This window comes from Streptomyces sp. NPDC091412, from assembly GCF_044756885.1.
In the GTDB taxonomy this organism is placed as follows: Bacteria; Actinomycetota; Actinomycetes; order Streptomycetales; family Streptomycetaceae; genus Streptomyces.
Genome location: NZ_JBIVTV010000009.1, coordinates 110257 through 124181, shown reverse-complemented (window position 1 = coordinate 124181; position 13925 = coordinate 110257). Strand labels below are relative to the sequence as shown.

Below are 13925 nucleotides of genomic sequence, written 5' to 3'. Positions count from 1 at the left end.
TGGACAGTGGTGCGAGGGCGTCGCGTGGGGGGTCCCCCCTGCACGGGCGGCGCCAGGAGTCCGGGGGAGGTTGGAGCAGGCGGCAGTTCGTGGGGGCCCTGACGGGAGCCGTCGCCGTGCTGGCGGTCCCGGCGCCCGCGACACCGCGGGCCGGGTCCGCGCCCGGGAGCGCGCCGGAGGCCGCCGCGAGCGGTCGGCAGCCGGCGGCGAGGCCGTCCGGTCCCCGGCCCCTGTATCTGGGCACCTACACCTCCGTACCGGGCGGCGGCAAGGGCATCGGCCTGGCGGTGTACGACCCGGTGTCGGGTGCCGTCGGCGGCCGGGGCACCATCGCCGGGGTCGCCGACCCGTCGTACCTCGCCGTGCATCCCGACGGGCGCACGCTGTACGCGGTCGACGAGCGGCAGCACGGCGGGGTGACCGCGGTGCGGCTCGCCGACCGGAGGGTCCTGGGCACCCGGAGCACCGGCGGGTCGGGGCCCTGCCATCTGTCCGTGCACCCGAGCGGGCGCTGGCTGCTCAGCGCCAACTACGGTTCCGGCAGCGTGGCCGTGCACCCGATAGCCGCCTCGGGCGCGCTCGGCGAGCGGGCCGACCTGGTGACCCACACCAGCCCGCGGCCCGGCCCCGGACAGCAGGGACCGCACGCCCACCAGGTCATCACCAGCCCCGACGGCGGCCATGTCCTCGCCGTGGACCTCGGCACCGACACCGTCTACACGTACCGCCTGAACACCCGCACGGGCCGCCTCACCGAGGTCTCCCAGGCGCACACCCGGCCCGGCGCCGGACCGCGTCAACTGACCTTCCACCCGGGCGGCCGGTACGCCTATCTCGCCAACGAGGTCGACGACACCCTCGCGGTGTGCACGTACGACCAGTCCACCGGCCGGCTGACCATCGGCGCCACGCAGTCCACGGGCGGCGGCGCGGGCAAGAACTACCCGTCACAGGTCCTGGTCACGGCCGACGGCCGGTTCGCCTACCTGGCCAACCGGGGCCACAACACCCTGGCGCGGTACGCCGTGGAGGCGGGCGGGGCCCGGCTGCGGCTGCTGGGCACGACGCCGGTCGCGGGCGACTTCCCGCGTCAGATCGCCTTCTCGCCGGACGGCGCGCTGCTGTTCGCCGCGAACCAGAAGTCGAGCACCGTCAGCGTCTTCCACGTCGACCGCGCGAACGGCGCGCTGCACCGGGCGGGTACGCCGTTCCCCTCACCGGTCGCCGTCTGCGCGCTGCCGCTGTAGGGCGCGCGGGCAGGAGGCTCCGCCCGCCTGGAGCAGCAGGACGTGCATGCGCTCGGTGAGCGCGGCGAGGTCGTCGGCGGGCGCGTGGAACGGAAGCCGGACGTCGCCGTGGGTGCGGGCGCGCTCGATGCGCAGGGTCAGTCCGTGCCGGTCGACGGCCAGCGGCCGGACGCGCACCGCGCCGTGCAGGCTGTCGGGTCCGACCAGCCGGGTCAGCCGCTCCACCGCCTCGGGGTGGGCGTCGGCGAGGTGGGTGAGCAGGCCGGCCTCCGCCAGGGCGAGCGGGTCGGGCGCGGCGGTGGTGAACTCCTCCGCTCCGATGACGACCGCGCCGGACGGCTGCCGCAGCACGATGCGCGTGGGGTGGAACGTCAGGTGCCGCGCCTCGGGGACGAGCCGGCCGGCGAGCCGGAGCCTGGCGCGGATCCGGTTGCGTACGGGGACGGGGGCGACGTCGGCGAACTCCAGGACGGCGGACGGCTCACCGCGCGGCGCGCAGATCGCGGCGGCGGGCAGGGCGCTGTCCTCGGGTACGTGCAGGAGTACGCGGCCGTCGTCGCTCACGGTGTGGGCGCCCACGTACTCCTCCCGTCCGCCCTCCGCGGTCACCGCGCAGGACCAGGCGGCGGCGAGCAGGGACCGCGCCCGTTGTGCCGCCGCGGGCGCCGCCGTCCAGGTCTGGCTGTCGTCCATCCCTCAACCTCCTTCTTAGGTAAGGCTTGCCTAACCTATCGAAGATCGGAGAACGTGCCAACCAAGCGGGCCGCAACCAGCGGGCGCGGAGGACTGTGAAACGGCGCACGGCGCCCGCTCCGGCGCAACACCGGCGGACCGGGCGCCGGTGCGGGACGGCGGCGGGTCAGCTCCGCGCCGTCCAGTGCGCGGGACGGGAGACCGATCCGGGCAGCCGGGTGCCGGCGCTGCCCCGCGCCGCGTCGGCCTGCGGCTGGGTGAGGAAGATCGCGCCGGTCAGATCGGCGTCGGCCAGATTCGCGTTCCGCAGGTCGGCACCTATCAGGTCCGCGTCCCGCAGATCCGCCCCGGTGAGGTCGGCGGCGATCAGGCAGGCGCCGCGCAGACTGGCCCCGCGCAGGTCCGCGCCCCTCAGCCGGGCCCCGGCCAGGTCCGCGCCCCGCCGGTCCTTCGGCCTGCCTTTCCCGCGCCGCACTCCGGCCCGCGCCAGCTCACTGGTGCGCAGCAGCAGGACGTTGACCTCCCGGCGGTGCGCGCCGACGTCCAGCGCGGCCAGTTCCCCGGGCGGCAGCTGGGTGAGGTGCTCGGTGTGCTCCAGCGCCCGGCGCAGCTCGTCGTGCACCGGACGGGCGGCGCTCAGGGAGAGCGCCTCGGTCACGTACCACAGCAGTTCGTGCAGGTGCCGCACCACCGGGAACACCTCGAACATCCGCCGGGCGTCCTCCCCGGACCCCGTGCGCCAGTCCCGTCCACCGAAGACGGCCTGCGAGACCTTCTGCCCCGCTCCGAAGCAGTCGTAGACCGTGCACCCGGTGAAACCCCGCTGCCCAAGCCGCGTGTGGATGCCGCACCGGTGGTCGTCCCGAAGGTTCGGGCACGGCTTCCCCGCGGGCTTGTCCAGGGCGAAGTCCGCGGAGGCGGCGAAGGGCAGCGCGACACAGCAGAGCCCGAAGCACCGCGCGCAGTCGCCGCGCAGTCCGCTCCGGTCGTGCCGGGTGTCTTTCCGATCTTGCATGTTGTTCAGCCTCATGAGCTTGGGGTGCGGGGCCCGGTCGGGCGGCTCAGCGCAGGAAGGCGGCAGTGGCCGCCACGAACCGGTCGGCGTCGTCGAGCCACGGGTGGTGCCCCGCGCCGGGCTGGACGACCAGTTCGGCGTGCGGGAAGAGCCCGGCGTACTCGGCCATGGCGGCGGGGGGCGAGTTCAGGTCGACCTCACCGGCGAGCACGAGCACCGGGGAGGTGAAGCGGGCGAGCGCCGCCCGCGTGGCGTCCGGGTCGAAGGCGCCGTCGGCGGCGTACGCGGCCGCGGCCTCGCCGTTCTTCTGCTCGGCGTCGGCGGCGTCGAGGGCACGGGCCGCCGCGTGCCAGCGGCCGTGGCGGAGCGGGGCCACCGCCTGCCAGTGGGCGTCCGTCGCCCGGCCCGCCGTGATCTCCTCCAGCGCCGCGTACGCCGTCGCGAACCACGGTTCGTCCTCGCGCCGCCGTGCCGTTGCGCGCCGGACCTCTCCGGTGACCTCGATGCCGACGGCCAGGACGCTCGGCGTGATCAGCGCCAGCCTGCCGACGCGTTCGGGGTGGCGGGCCACGTAGAGCGCCGCCAGGTTCGCGCCGGCGGAGTGCGCGAGCACGTCCACGTGCTCCACGCCCAGATGCTCGCGCAGCGCCTCGACGTCGTCGACGAGCCGGTCGCAGCGGTAGCTCGCGGGATCCCGCGGTACCGCCGATGCTCCGGTGCCCCGCAGATCCGGCAGCACCAGCCGCCGGTGCGCGGACAGCCCGCCGAGGTCACCGAGGTAGTCCGAGGCCCGCATGGGTCCGCCGGGCAGGCAGATCACCGGCGGGCCCTCTCCGAGGGCCCGGTAGGCGAGCGTCGTCGCGTCGTACGCGCGGTAGCCGGGCATGGCGACGACCCTGTCAGGGCCGTCGCCCGCCGGGCAACCGAATTCCCGGTCCGGGACCGCTCAGTCCTCCCGTGCGGCGGCCAGGTCCAGGTGCCCGAGCCGTTCGGGGTCGGCCAGGATGTAGAGGTGGGTGATCCGGCCGCCGGAGACGACGACGCCCATGACCGACCGCGGCCCGCCCTCGGGGGCGTTGGCCACCCCGACCGAGCCGTTGACCAGCACCAGGCGGGCCGTCCCGGCGTACTGCGCGAAGGTGAGCGCCTGGGCGGCCACCGTCCTGGCCCCGTGGACCACCTTGGAGGCGGCCGTGCCCCGGACGAGCGCGCCGGAGTCGACCCTCAGCACCACGTCCGGGTGGAGGACGGCCACCAGCGCCTCGAAGTCGCCACCGCGCGAGGCGGCGAGAAAGGCGTCGAGCACCTGCCTCTGCCGCGCGAGGTCGGCCTCGGCGGACGGAGTGGCGCCCTGCACCCGGCGGCGGGCGCGGCTGACGAGCTGCCGGGTCGCCGGGGCGCTGCGCTCCACGATCGGCGCGATGTCGTCGAAGGGCACCGCGAACAGGTCGTGGAGCACGAACGCCAGCCGCTCGTCGGGCTGAAGCGTCTCCAGGACGACGAGCAGGGCGAGCCCCACCGAGTCGGCCCGGACCGCCTCCTGCTCCGGGTCGGCCGGTGTCAGGGGCCGGATCACGGGGTCCGGCACGAAGGTCTCGTCGATCGGCTCCTCGCGGCGGGCGTTGCGTGCCCGCAGCAGGTCGAGGCAGACCCGGCCGGTCACGGTGGTGAGCCAGGCGCCGAGGTTCCGGATGGCGCCGGTGTCCGTGCGGGTGAGCTTCAGCCAGGTCTCCTGGACGGCGTCCTCGGCCTCGGGCACCGAGCCGAGCATGCGGTAGGCCACCGCCCGCAGCTGCCCGCGGTGCTCCTCGAAGCTCCGCGCCAGGACTTCCTCGTCAGTCATGCCGGACATGTCCTTCCCACCCCGTTCCCCGTACGCCGTTCCGCCGGAACGTCCCGAGCACCGAGCATCCTAGGGCCGCTCGTTTGGATCATGCCGGGCTCGCGGGCCCTGGCACCGCTCCCCCAAGCTCTTCGAGCAGGGGGTACTCCCAGCCGCGTTGTCGTCGGTCGGCAGGGCTCCGCCCTGCCGCCCTCCTCCGCCGTGCGACGCACGGCACCGGACCCCGCTCCCTGATCCGGCCTGATCCAAACGGAAGACCCCAGGCCGCTGGGTCACGGACGCGGACCGGCCGGCGCCGTCGACGTCACGTCACACGTCGCCGCGGACGAGCCCGAGCAGCCGGTCCAGGACGCGGGGTCCGCCGGCCCGGACGCCATCGTGCTCGAACTCGTCGGTGACCCAGGTGCGCAGGCCGCGGATCGCGCGGGCGGTGCCGAGGGCGTGGGCGGTGTCGACGTACATGTCGTCGTGGTACACGGCCGCGGCGACCGGGACCTCGTTGGCGGCCAGGCGGGCGGGGTCGTACAGGGGCCGCCAGTCGGTGCGGGCGGCGAGCAGGCCGGCGGTCTCGCGCAGCGGGCGCAGCGCCGGGTCGCAGTCGAACATCCAGGGGTGCACGGTCTCGCCGGTGAACAGCACCGGCCCGTCCCCGGCGAGGGCCTTGGCGGCGTCGAACTGCGGGAACTCCGCGCGCACCCGCTCGGCCGACCATGCGGTGGGACGGGTGTCCTGGCCGTAGATCGCCTCGTGGACGAGGGCGTACAGCGGGTGGCCGGCGTACGACAGCAGGCCCTGCACCTCTTCCTGGAAGGCGTCGGACAGTTCCGGGCCGTTCGGGGTGCGGACGAAGGCGTGCTCGAGGAGGAAGTGCAGGCGGTGGCTGCCGTCGCCGCCGCCGAGCATGATGCCGAGCGACTGGAAGGCCTCGACGGTCAGCCGGTAGCCGTTCGGGAGCACCACGTCGTGGGTGAGCAGGTGGTCGGCGATGCGGCGGGCGCGGTCGACGTCCTGCGGGTAGCGGGCGTAGTGGGCGGCGACCTTGCGTTCGATGCGCGGGTAGGCGGCCCGGTAGACGTCGTCGGCGTGGGCGTCGAGGGAGGGCAGGCCGCCGGTGATCAGGGCGGCGGCCATGCCCTCGGGGTGCGTCGACAGGTAGTTCACGGTGCAGAAGCCGCCGAAGCTCTGCCCGAGGACGGTCCAGGGCGCTCCGCCGGTCACGTCGGGACGGATCGCCTCGCAGTCGCGGACGATCGAGTCGGCGCGGAAGTGCGTGAGGTAGTCGGCCTGTTCGGCGGGGCCGCCGCGCAGCGTCAGGGTCTGGCGGTTGGCGGGCGTGGAGTGGCCGGTGCCGCGCTGGTCGAGGAGCAGGACCCGGTAGTCCTCCAGGGCCCGGCCGAACCAGGCCTGCCGTCCGATGAAACGGTTCGCCCCGAAGCCGGGACCGCCCTGGAGGTAGACCAGCCACGGGAGGTCCCTGCCGGCCTTGTCCCGTGCGACGGCCTCACGTGCGTAGAGCTCGATCGTCTCCCCGGCCGGGTCGTCGTGGTCGAGCGGCACGGTGAAGGTGCGGTCGGTGAGGACGACGCCGGGGTGGCGGTAGCTGACGGTCAAGGGTTCTCCCGGGACGGAGGGTTTACGGCCGCGTCCCAGTTCAGCACATGATCCTCCGCCGCCTGACCACGGGGATCCGGAATTCGTACGGAAAGCGCGGTGGACGCGTCACTGGGTGGCCGGTGGGCGCCCGGGCAGGCTGGAGCTGCGTACCACCAGCTCCGGCTGGAGCACCACCCGCCGGTGCTCGTGCACCGCCGGCGCTCCCGGCGCCTCGGTCTCCTCCAGCAGCAGCTCCGCCGCCAGGGCGCCCATGGTGACCGCGGGCTGGCGGACCGAAGTGAGCGGCACGGCCGCGGCGGCGGCGAACTCGATGTCGTCGTAGCCGACGATGGCGAGGTCGTCGGGGACACGGACCCCGGCCGCGTACATGGCCTGAAGCACGCCGAGGGCGAGCAGGTCGTTGGCGCAGAAGACGGCCGTGGGCCGGTCGGCGAGGCCGAGGAGGCGGGCGCCCGCGTCCCGTCCGGCGGCCACGTCGAGACGCTCGGTGGGCAACTCGCGCAGCGCCTCGGGGCCGAGACCGGCCTCGGCGAGCGTGTTCAGGGCGCCGGTACGGCGGTCGCGGACCTGGTTCAGGCCGGGCGGGCCGCTGACGTACGCGAGGGAGCGGTGCCCCGCGTCCACCAGGTGCCGTACGGCCAGCGCGCCGCCCGCCACGTCGTCCACGGAGACCGAGCACTCGGTGGCGCCCTCGGCGACCCGGTCGACCAGCACGAAGGGGATGCCGTGGCGGCGGAAGGCGGCGATGTTGCGGCCGGTGGCGTCGGCCGGGGTGAGCAGGACGCCGCGCACCCGCTGTTCGGCGAAGAGGGACAGGTACTCGGCCTCCTCCGCGGGACTCTGCGCGCTGTTGCAGACCATCACGCCGAGCCCGGCCGCGCGGGCCGCCCGCTCGGCGCCCCGGGCGACGTCCACGAAGAAGGGGTTGCCCATGTCGAGGACGAGCAGCCCCATGATCCGGCTGCGGCCCGCGCGCAGCTGGCGCGCGGACTCGCTGCGGACGTAGCCGAGCCGGTCGATCGCGGACTGCACCCGGACCCGGGTCTCGGTGGCGACGGTCTCCGGACGGTTGATGACGTTCGAGACCGTGCCCACGGAGACACCGGCGGCGCGTGCGACGTCCTTGATACCCACCGATGGGGCCATCGGGCGGAAACCTCCAGGGATGCGGGGGGCGGCGGGCGAGCCTTCACATTACCGTCATGGCCCCGCGCATCCGCGCGGGTCGGAGGGGGGCCGGATGCGGGTCGGGTGAGGTGGAAGACCTCGCCGAGGGGCTTCGTCTCCTCGTCCGGGCGGGTGCCGCCCGGCCGCTAGAAGTCGAACTGGTCGATGTTCTTCGCGTCGAAGACGGTCGGCTTGCCGAGGTTGATCAGACCGTCCTCGCCGATCGTGTACGACCCCATGGCGCCGGCCTTGAAGGTCTCGCCCTCCTTGCCGGTGATCTGTCCGGAGGAGAGGGCGACCGCGGTGTACGCGGCCAGCTCGCCGAGCTTGGCCGGGTCCCACAGCTCGAAGGCCTCGACGGTGCCGTTCTTGACGTACGTGCGCATGTCGTTGGGGGTGCCGAGGCCCGTCAGCCTGACCTTGCCCTTGTACTTGGAGCCGGACAGGTACTGGGCGGCGGCCTTGATGCCGACGGTGGTCGGGGAGATGATCCCCTTCAGGTCCGGGTACTGCTGGAGCAGACCCTGGGTCTGCTGGAAGGACGCCTGCGCGTCGTCGTTGCCGTAGGCGATCTTGACCAGCTTGACGTCCTTGTACTTGGGGTCCGTCAGCTCCTGCTTCATGTAGTCGATCCAGGTGTTCTGGTTCGTCGCCGTCTGCGCGGCGGACAGGATCGCGATCTCGCCCTTGTAGCCGATCTGCTCGGCGAGCAGTTGCACCTCGGTGCGGCCGAGGTCCTCGGCGGACGCCTGTGAGACGAAGGCGTTGCGGCAGTCGGGCTTGGTGTCGGAGTCGTAGGTGACGACCTTGATGCCGTTCTTCATGGCCTGCTTCAGCGCGGTGCACAGGGCGCCCGGGTCCTGCGCGGACACGGCCATCGCGTCGACCTGCTGCTGGGTGAGGGTGTTGACGTAGGAGACCTGGCCGGAGGTGTCCGTGGCGCTGGACGGTCCGACCTCCTTGTACTTCTCGCCCAGTTCCTCCAGGGCCTTCCTGCCGCCGTTGTCGGCGGAGGTGAAGTAGGGGTTGTTGACCTGCTTGGGCAGGAAGCCGACGGTCAGGCCCTTCTTGGTCGGGGCGTTCGGGTCGGCCTTGCCGGCCGAGGAGGCGGCCGCGCCGCCGTCCTTGCCCACGTCGTTCTTGGTCGTGCCGCCGCAGGCGGTGGCGGCCAGGGCGAGGGAGGTCGCGGCGGCGAGGGCCGCGCAGGTGCGGCGGATCGTCGGCTTGCGCATGGTGAACGTCCTTTACGAGGGTGGCGAGGTGGGCGGAGCGGTTTACGAAGTCGGTGTGGACGCCTGCGACTCGGGCGCCGGGGAGGCTCGGCGCCGGTCCCTGGCGACGGAGACCTGGCGTGCGACCCGCGGGCCGAGGACGGAGACGACGAGCAGCGCGCCGGTGACGACGATCTGCGACTGGGCGGAGACGTTCAGCAGGCTCATCACGTTCTGCGACGCGCCCAGCAGGAAGACACCGGCGACGGCGCCGCCGAGTGTGCCCTTCCCGCCGTCGAAGTCGATGCCGCCGAGCAACACCGCGGCGACGACGGAGAGTTCCAGCCCGGTGGCGTTGTCGTAGCGGGCGCTGGCGTAGTGCAGGGCCCAGAAGACGCCGGTCAGGGCGGACATGAAGCCGGTGGCGACGAACAGGATCAGCTTGCCGCGCTTGACCCGGACGCCGGCGAACCGGGCCGCCTCCTCGCTGGCGCCGATCGCGAACAGCGATCGTCCGAAGGGGGTGGCGTGCAGGGTGACCACGGCGATCGCCAGCAGGAGCAGGAACGGCAGGAACGCCTGCGGGAGGAAGGTGTTCCCGACCCGTCCGGCAGCGAAGTCCAGGTACGGGGTGGGGAAGTCGGTCACGGCGTCGGAGCCGAGCACGATCTGCGCGATGCCCCGGTAGGCGGCGAGGGTGCCGATGGTCACCGCGAGGGACGGCAGCCCGAGCCTGGTCACCAGCAGGCCGTTGACCAGGCCGCACACCCCGCCGAGCAGCAGGCACAGCGGGATGATCGTCTCGATCGCCATGCCCTGGTTCCACAGGGCGCCCATCACCGCGCCGGACAGACCTGCGGTGGAGGCCACCGACAGGTCGATCTCACCGGAGACCACGAGGAGGGTCATCGGCAGGGCGATCAGCGCGATCGGCAGGGTGTTGCCGATCAGGAACGACAGGTTGAGGGCGTTGCCGAAGCCGTCGACGAAGCCGAAGGAGAACAGCAGGACCACGACGAGCAGGGCACCGACGACGGTGTCCCAGCGCACGGCACGCGAGAGGTCGAAGTCAGCCATGGCGGGCGTTCCTCTTCTTCAGGGCCGACGCCACGCGCAGCGCGACGACGCGGTCGACCGCGATGGCGAGCAGGAGCAGCAGACCGTTGATCGCCAGCACCCAGACGGAGCTGACGCCGAGGGCGGGCAGCACACTGTTGACGGAGGTCAGCAGCAGGGCGCCGAGGGCCGCGCCGTACACGCTGCCGGAGCCGCCGGTGAAGACCACGCCGCCGACCACGACCGCGCTGACGACGGTGAGTTCGTATCCACTGCCGGTGCCGGAGTCGACGTTGCCGAACCGGGCCAGGTACATCGCCCCGGCCAGACCGGCGAGGCCGCCGCAGAAGGTGTAGGCGGCCAGGACGCGCTTGCGCACCGGGATGCCGGCGAGCCGGGCGGCCTCCGGGTTGGAGCCGAGCGCGTACAGCTCGCGGCCGCTGCCGTAGTGCTTGAGGTAGTACGCCGTCGCCACCAGGACGGCGAGGGCGATCAGCGCCGGGTACGGCACCGTCCCGATCCCGCCGGAGCCGAAGTCGACGAAACCGCCGGGCAGGTCGGCCGCGGTGATCTGGCGGGAGCCGACCCAGACGGAGTCGACACCCCGGATGATGTAGAGCGTGCCGAGGGTGACGACGAGCGCGGGCACCTGGCCGAGGCTGACGAGGAGCCCGTTCAGCAGACCGAAGCCGGTACCGAGGAGCACCGCAAGGATCACCGCCACCACGGGGTTGCCGCCGCCCTGCAGCCAGGTACCGGCGGCGAAGGCGCTGATGCCGAGCGTGGAGCCGACCGACAGGTCGACGTTGCGGGTGATGACGACCAGGGACTGGCCGGTGGCGACCAGCACCAGGATGGTCGCGTTCAGCAGCAGGTCCTTGACGCCCTGCTCGGACAGGAATGCGCTGTTGCCCGCCTGGGCGACGGCGATCAGCGCCAGGAGGACGACCAGGATGGCGAGTTCACGCATGGTGAACACGCGGTCGACCAGCCGGGTGCCACTGGATCGGTGCGCCTCGGCGGCGGAGGCGGGCTTGGGGGCGGTCGCGGTCACGCGGCCCTCCCCGTGGCTGCGGCCATCACGGTTTCCTCGGTGGCGTCGGAGCGGGGGATCTCGGCGGTCAGCCGGCCCTCGTGCATCACGAGCACCCGGTCGGCCATGCCGAGGATCTCGGGCAGGTCGGAGGAGATCATCAGGACGGCGACCCCGTCGGCGGCCAGTTGACCGAGCAGCCGGTGCACCTCGGCCTTGGTGCCGACGTCGATGCCGCGGGTCGGCTCGTCGACGATGAGCACCTTGGGACCGGTGGCGAGCCACTTGGCGAGGACGACCTTCTGCTGGTTGCCGCCGGAGAGGGTGGAGACGGTGTCGGCGATCCGGGCGTACTTGACCCGGAGCCTGACGGCCCAGTCCAGGGAGCGGCTGCGTTCCGCGCCGCGGTCCATCAGGCCGGCCCTCACCGTCGTGCGGAGTCCGGTGAGGCCGATGTTGCGCTCGATGGACATGTTCATCACCAAGCCCTGGGCGCGCCGGTCCTCGGGGACCAGGGCGAGCCCGGCGGCCATCGCGGTGGACGGGGCGCCGTTGGTGAGCCGGCGTCCGTCGACCTCGACCTCGCCGGCGTCCCAGCGGTCGATGCCGAAGACGGCGCGGGCGACCTCCGTGCGCCCGGCGCCGACCAGTCCGGCGAGGCCCACGATCTCGCCGCGCCGCACGTCGAAGGAGACATCGGTGAAGACGCCCTCTCGGGTCAGCCGGCGCACGCTGAGCGCGACTTCGCCCGGTGCCACGTCCTGCTTGGGGTAGAGCGCGTCGAGGTCGCGGCCGACCATGCGCCGCACGAGGTCGTCCTCGGTCATGCCGTCCAGCGGCTCGCCGGCGATCCGGGCACCGTCGCGCAGGATCGTCACCCGCCGGCAGATCTCGAAGATCTCCTCCAGACGGTGCGAGACGAACAGCACGGCGGCGCCCTGGTCGCGCAGGGCGCGCACGACGTCGAAGAGGCGGGCGACCTCACTGCCGGTCAGCGCCGCGGTCGGCTCGTCCATGATCAGGACGCGGGCGTCGAAGGAGAGCGCCTTGGCGATCTCGACGATCTGCTGGTCGGCGATGGACAGTCCGCGTGCGGGACGGTCGGGATCGAGGTCGACGCCGAGGCGTCCCATCAGCGCGCGGGTGGCCTCGTGGGTGGCCTTGTGGTCGATACGGCCCAGGGCCCGCCGGGGCCTGCGGCCCATGAAGATGTTCTCGGCGATCGACAGGTCGGGGAAGAGCGTCGGTTCCTGGTGGATGACGGCGATGCCGGCGTCGCGGGCGTCGCCCGGGCCGTGGAGGACGACGGGCTCGCCGTCGAGCAGCACCTGGCCGGCGTCGGGCCGGTGCACCCCGGCCAGGGTCTTGATGAGGGTCGACTTGCCCGCGCCGTTCTCCCCGGCGAGCGCGTGCACCTCTCCCGGCAGCAGCTCCAGGGACACGTTCCTGAGGGCACGCACCGCACCGAAGGACTTCGAGATGTCCCTGAGCGCCAGCACCGGGGCCGGACCCGTGTCGGACGGGTGAGTCATGGGGGCTCCTCGACGACGCCTGCGGAAGGTCCGCCCCACGTCGTGAAAGGTTTCAACTTGGTTGCCGGGACGTTAGGCAAGGAGCCGACGGCACGTCAATGGGTGCGGATCGAAAACATCACGGGATCGAAGATTCAGAGGAATTACGAGAGGCTGCCCGCACCGGAAGGGTTGACACCCCCGTCGACGACTCATAGCTTCCACTTCTGAATCGTTTCACGAGAGGCTGTTCAGATACCCGCCAAGGCCTGTCAGCAGACTTTCGACCCGACGTCACAGGAGCCCTGCAGTGACCGAGCTCGCCGCGGTGAAGGCCGCCCTCAAGACCCAGGCCGTCGAGACGCCGTCGTGGGCGTACGGGAACTCGGGGACCCGCTTCAAGGTGTTCGCGCAGGCGGGCGTGCCGCGAACGCCCTGGGAGAAGGTGGACGACGCGGCCCAGGTGCACGCCGTCACCGGCGTCGCGCCGGCCGTCGCGCTGCACATCCCGTGGGACAGGGTCGACGACTACGCGGCGCTCGCCCGGCACGCCGAGGACCGCGGCCTGACGCTGGGCGCGATCAACTCCAACACCTTCCAGGACGACGACTACAAGCTCGGCAGCGTCTGCCATCCGGACGCGGCGGTGCGGCGCAAGGCGGTCGACCACCTGCTGGAGTGCGTCGACATCATGGACGCCACCGGATCCGGCGATCTGAAGCTCTGGTTCGCCGACGGCACGAACTACCCCGGCCAGGACGACGTGCGGGGACGGCAGGACCGGCTGGCCCAGGGGCTGGCCGAGGTGTACGAGCGGCTCGGCGAGCGGCAGCGGATGCTGCTGGAGTACAAGCTCTTCGAGCCGGCCTTCTACACCACGGACGTCCCGGACTGGGGAACGGCGTACGCACACTGCCTGAAGCTGGGACCGAAGGCGCGGGTCGTGGTGGACACCGGGCACCACGCCCCGGGCACGAACATCGAGTTCATCGTCGCCACCCTGCTGCGGGAGGAGAGGCTCGGCGGGTTCGACTTCAACTCCCGGTTCTACGCCGACGACGACCTGATGGCGGGCGCGGCCGATCCCTTCCAGCTGTTCCGGATCATGTACGAGGTGGTGCGCGGGGGCGGGTTCACGTCCGAGGTCGCGTTCATGCTCGACCAGTGCCACAACGTCGAGGCGAAGATCCCGGCGATCATCCGGTCCGTGATGAACGTCCAGGAGGCGACGGCCAAGGCGTTGCTGGTGGACCGGAACGCGTTGTCCGCCGCACAGGACTCCGGGGATGTGCTCGAGGCCAACGCCGTCCTGATGGACGCGTACAACACGGACGTCCGGCCGTTGCTGCGTGAGGTGCGGGAGGAGATGGGACTGGACCCCGAGCCGCTTGCGGCGTATCGCCGGTCGGGGTGGGCGGAGAAGATCGTCGCCGATCGGGTGGGGGGCCGGCCGGCCGGGTGGGGGGCGTAGTTCCGGGAATCGTCCGCCGAGTACGCCCTCTTGTCCTGTACTCCCCTCTCCTGAAGGGAACCCC

General features: G+C 72.6%; 12 protein-coding genes. 2 read left to right on the top strand and 10 right to left on the bottom strand.

Going from position 1 to position 13925, the window contains the following annotated elements; genetic code table 11:
- The first annotated feature begins 89 nt into the window (after positions 1 to 89).
- Positions 90 to 1247: a lactonase family protein gene (locus tag ACIQMV_RS22625; RefSeq protein WP_402595020.1), complete on the top strand. Its 1158-nt coding sequence runs from the start codon at positions 90 to 92 to the stop codon at positions 1245 to 1247.
- Here ACIQMV_RS22625 and ACIQMV_RS22620 read toward each other — a convergent pair.
- From ACIQMV_RS22620 to ACIQMV_RS22575, 10 genes are all read right to left on the bottom strand, one after another.
- Positions 1215 to 1940, bottom strand: a complete 726-nt coding sequence (locus tag ACIQMV_RS22620; protein ID WP_402595018.1) for a DUF2470 domain-containing protein — start codon at positions 1938 to 1940, stop codon at positions 1215 to 1217. The genes ACIQMV_RS22625 and ACIQMV_RS22620 overlap by 33 nt on opposite strands.
- A gap of 166 nt (positions 1941 to 2106) precedes the next feature.
- Complete coding sequence (locus ACIQMV_RS22615) at positions 2107 to 2955, bottom strand: pentapeptide repeat-containing protein (protein ID WP_402595016.1); 849 nt, start codon at positions 2953 to 2955, stop codon at positions 2107 to 2109.
- Between the two features lie 46 nt (positions 2956 to 3001).
- Positions 3002 to 3841, bottom strand: coding sequence for an alpha/beta fold hydrolase (locus ACIQMV_RS22610; RefSeq protein WP_402595014.1), 840 nt, complete (start codon positions 3839 to 3841; stop codon positions 3002 to 3004).
- 60 nt (positions 3842 to 3901) lie between these two features.
- Positions 3902 to 4798: an RNA polymerase sigma factor SigJ gene (gene sigJ, locus ACIQMV_RS22605; protein ID WP_402595012.1), complete on the bottom strand. Its 897-nt coding sequence runs from the start codon at positions 4796 to 4798 to the stop codon at positions 3902 to 3904.
- Between the two features lie 309 nt (positions 4799 to 5107).
- On the bottom strand, positions 5108 to 6409 hold the full coding sequence (locus tag ACIQMV_RS22600; protein WP_402595010.1) for an alpha/beta fold hydrolase: 1302 nt from the start codon (positions 6407 to 6409) through the stop codon (positions 5108 to 5110).
- Positions 6410 to 6517: 108 nt separating this feature from the next.
- Positions 6518 to 7558 (bottom strand): LacI family DNA-binding transcriptional regulator, encoded by a 1041-nt coding sequence (locus ACIQMV_RS22595; protein ID WP_402595009.1) that lies wholly within the window; start codon positions 7556 to 7558, stop codon positions 6518 to 6520.
- Positions 7559 to 7725: 167 nt separating this feature from the next.
- The gene (gene rhaS, locus ACIQMV_RS22590; RefSeq protein ID WP_402595007.1) at positions 7726 to 8811 is read right to left on the bottom strand and encodes a rhamnose ABC transporter substrate-binding protein; all 1086 of its coding nucleotides are present in this window, start codon (positions 8809 to 8811) and stop codon (positions 7726 to 7728) included.
- A gap of 42 nt (positions 8812 to 8853) precedes the next feature.
- Entirely contained in the window at positions 8854 to 9867 is a 1014-nt protein-coding gene (locus tag ACIQMV_RS22585) for an ABC transporter permease (protein ID WP_402595005.1), read from the bottom strand.
- Positions 9860 to 10900: an ABC transporter permease gene (locus ACIQMV_RS22580; RefSeq protein ID WP_141355558.1), complete on the bottom strand. Its 1041-nt coding sequence runs from the start codon at positions 10898 to 10900 to the stop codon at positions 9860 to 9862. Before ACIQMV_RS22580 ends, ACIQMV_RS22585 begins: the two co-directional genes overlap by 8 nt.
- The gene (locus tag ACIQMV_RS22575; RefSeq protein ID WP_402595002.1) at positions 10897 to 12411 is read right to left on the bottom strand and encodes a sugar ABC transporter ATP-binding protein; all 1515 of its coding nucleotides are present in this window, start codon (positions 12409 to 12411) and stop codon (positions 10897 to 10899) included. The genes ACIQMV_RS22580 and ACIQMV_RS22575 overlap by 4 nt, the downstream gene beginning before the upstream one ends.
- A gap of 289 nt (positions 12412 to 12700) precedes the next feature.
- Here ACIQMV_RS22575 and rhaI point away from each other — a divergent pair, with 289 nt between their 5' ends.
- The gene (gene rhaI / locus ACIQMV_RS22570) at positions 12701 to 13861 is read left to right on the top strand and encodes an L-rhamnose isomerase (RefSeq protein WP_402595000.1); all 1161 of its coding nucleotides are present in this window, start codon (positions 12701 to 12703) and stop codon (positions 13859 to 13861) included.
- Positions 13862 to 13925: the final 64 nt, after the last annotated feature.

Excerpts from the sequence above, each read along its gene's own strand:
- ACIQMV_RS22585 (WP_402595005.1), bottom strand. The coding sequence starts at position 9,867 with ATGGCTGACTTCGACCTCTCGCGTGCCGTGCGCTGGGACACCGTCGTC.
- ACIQMV_RS22575 (WP_402595002.1), bottom strand. The coding sequence starts at position 12,411 with ATGACTCACCCGTCCGACACGGGTCCGGCCCCGGTGCTGGCGCTCAGG.
- sigJ (WP_402595012.1), bottom strand. The coding sequence starts at position 4,798 with ATGACTGACGAGGAAGTCCTGGCGCGGAGCTTCGAGGAGCACCGCGGG.
- ACIQMV_RS22595 (WP_402595009.1), bottom strand. The coding sequence starts at position 7,558 with ATGGCCCCATCGGTGGGTATCAAGGACGTCGCACGCGCCGCCGGTGTC.
- ACIQMV_RS22620 (WP_402595018.1), bottom strand. The coding sequence starts at position 1,940 with ATGGACGACAGCCAGACCTGGACGGCGGCGCCCGCGGCGGCACAACGG.
- ACIQMV_RS22610 (WP_402595014.1), bottom strand. The coding sequence starts at position 3,841 with ATGCCCGGCTACCGCGCGTACGACGCGACGACGCTCGCCTACCGGGCC.
- rhaS (WP_402595007.1), bottom strand. The coding sequence starts at position 8,811 with ATGCGCAAGCCGACGATCCGCCGCACCTGCGCGGCCCTCGCCGCCGCG.
- ACIQMV_RS22615 (WP_402595016.1), bottom strand. The coding sequence starts at position 2,955 with ATGCAAGATCGGAAAGACACCCGGCACGACCGGAGCGGACTGCGCGGC.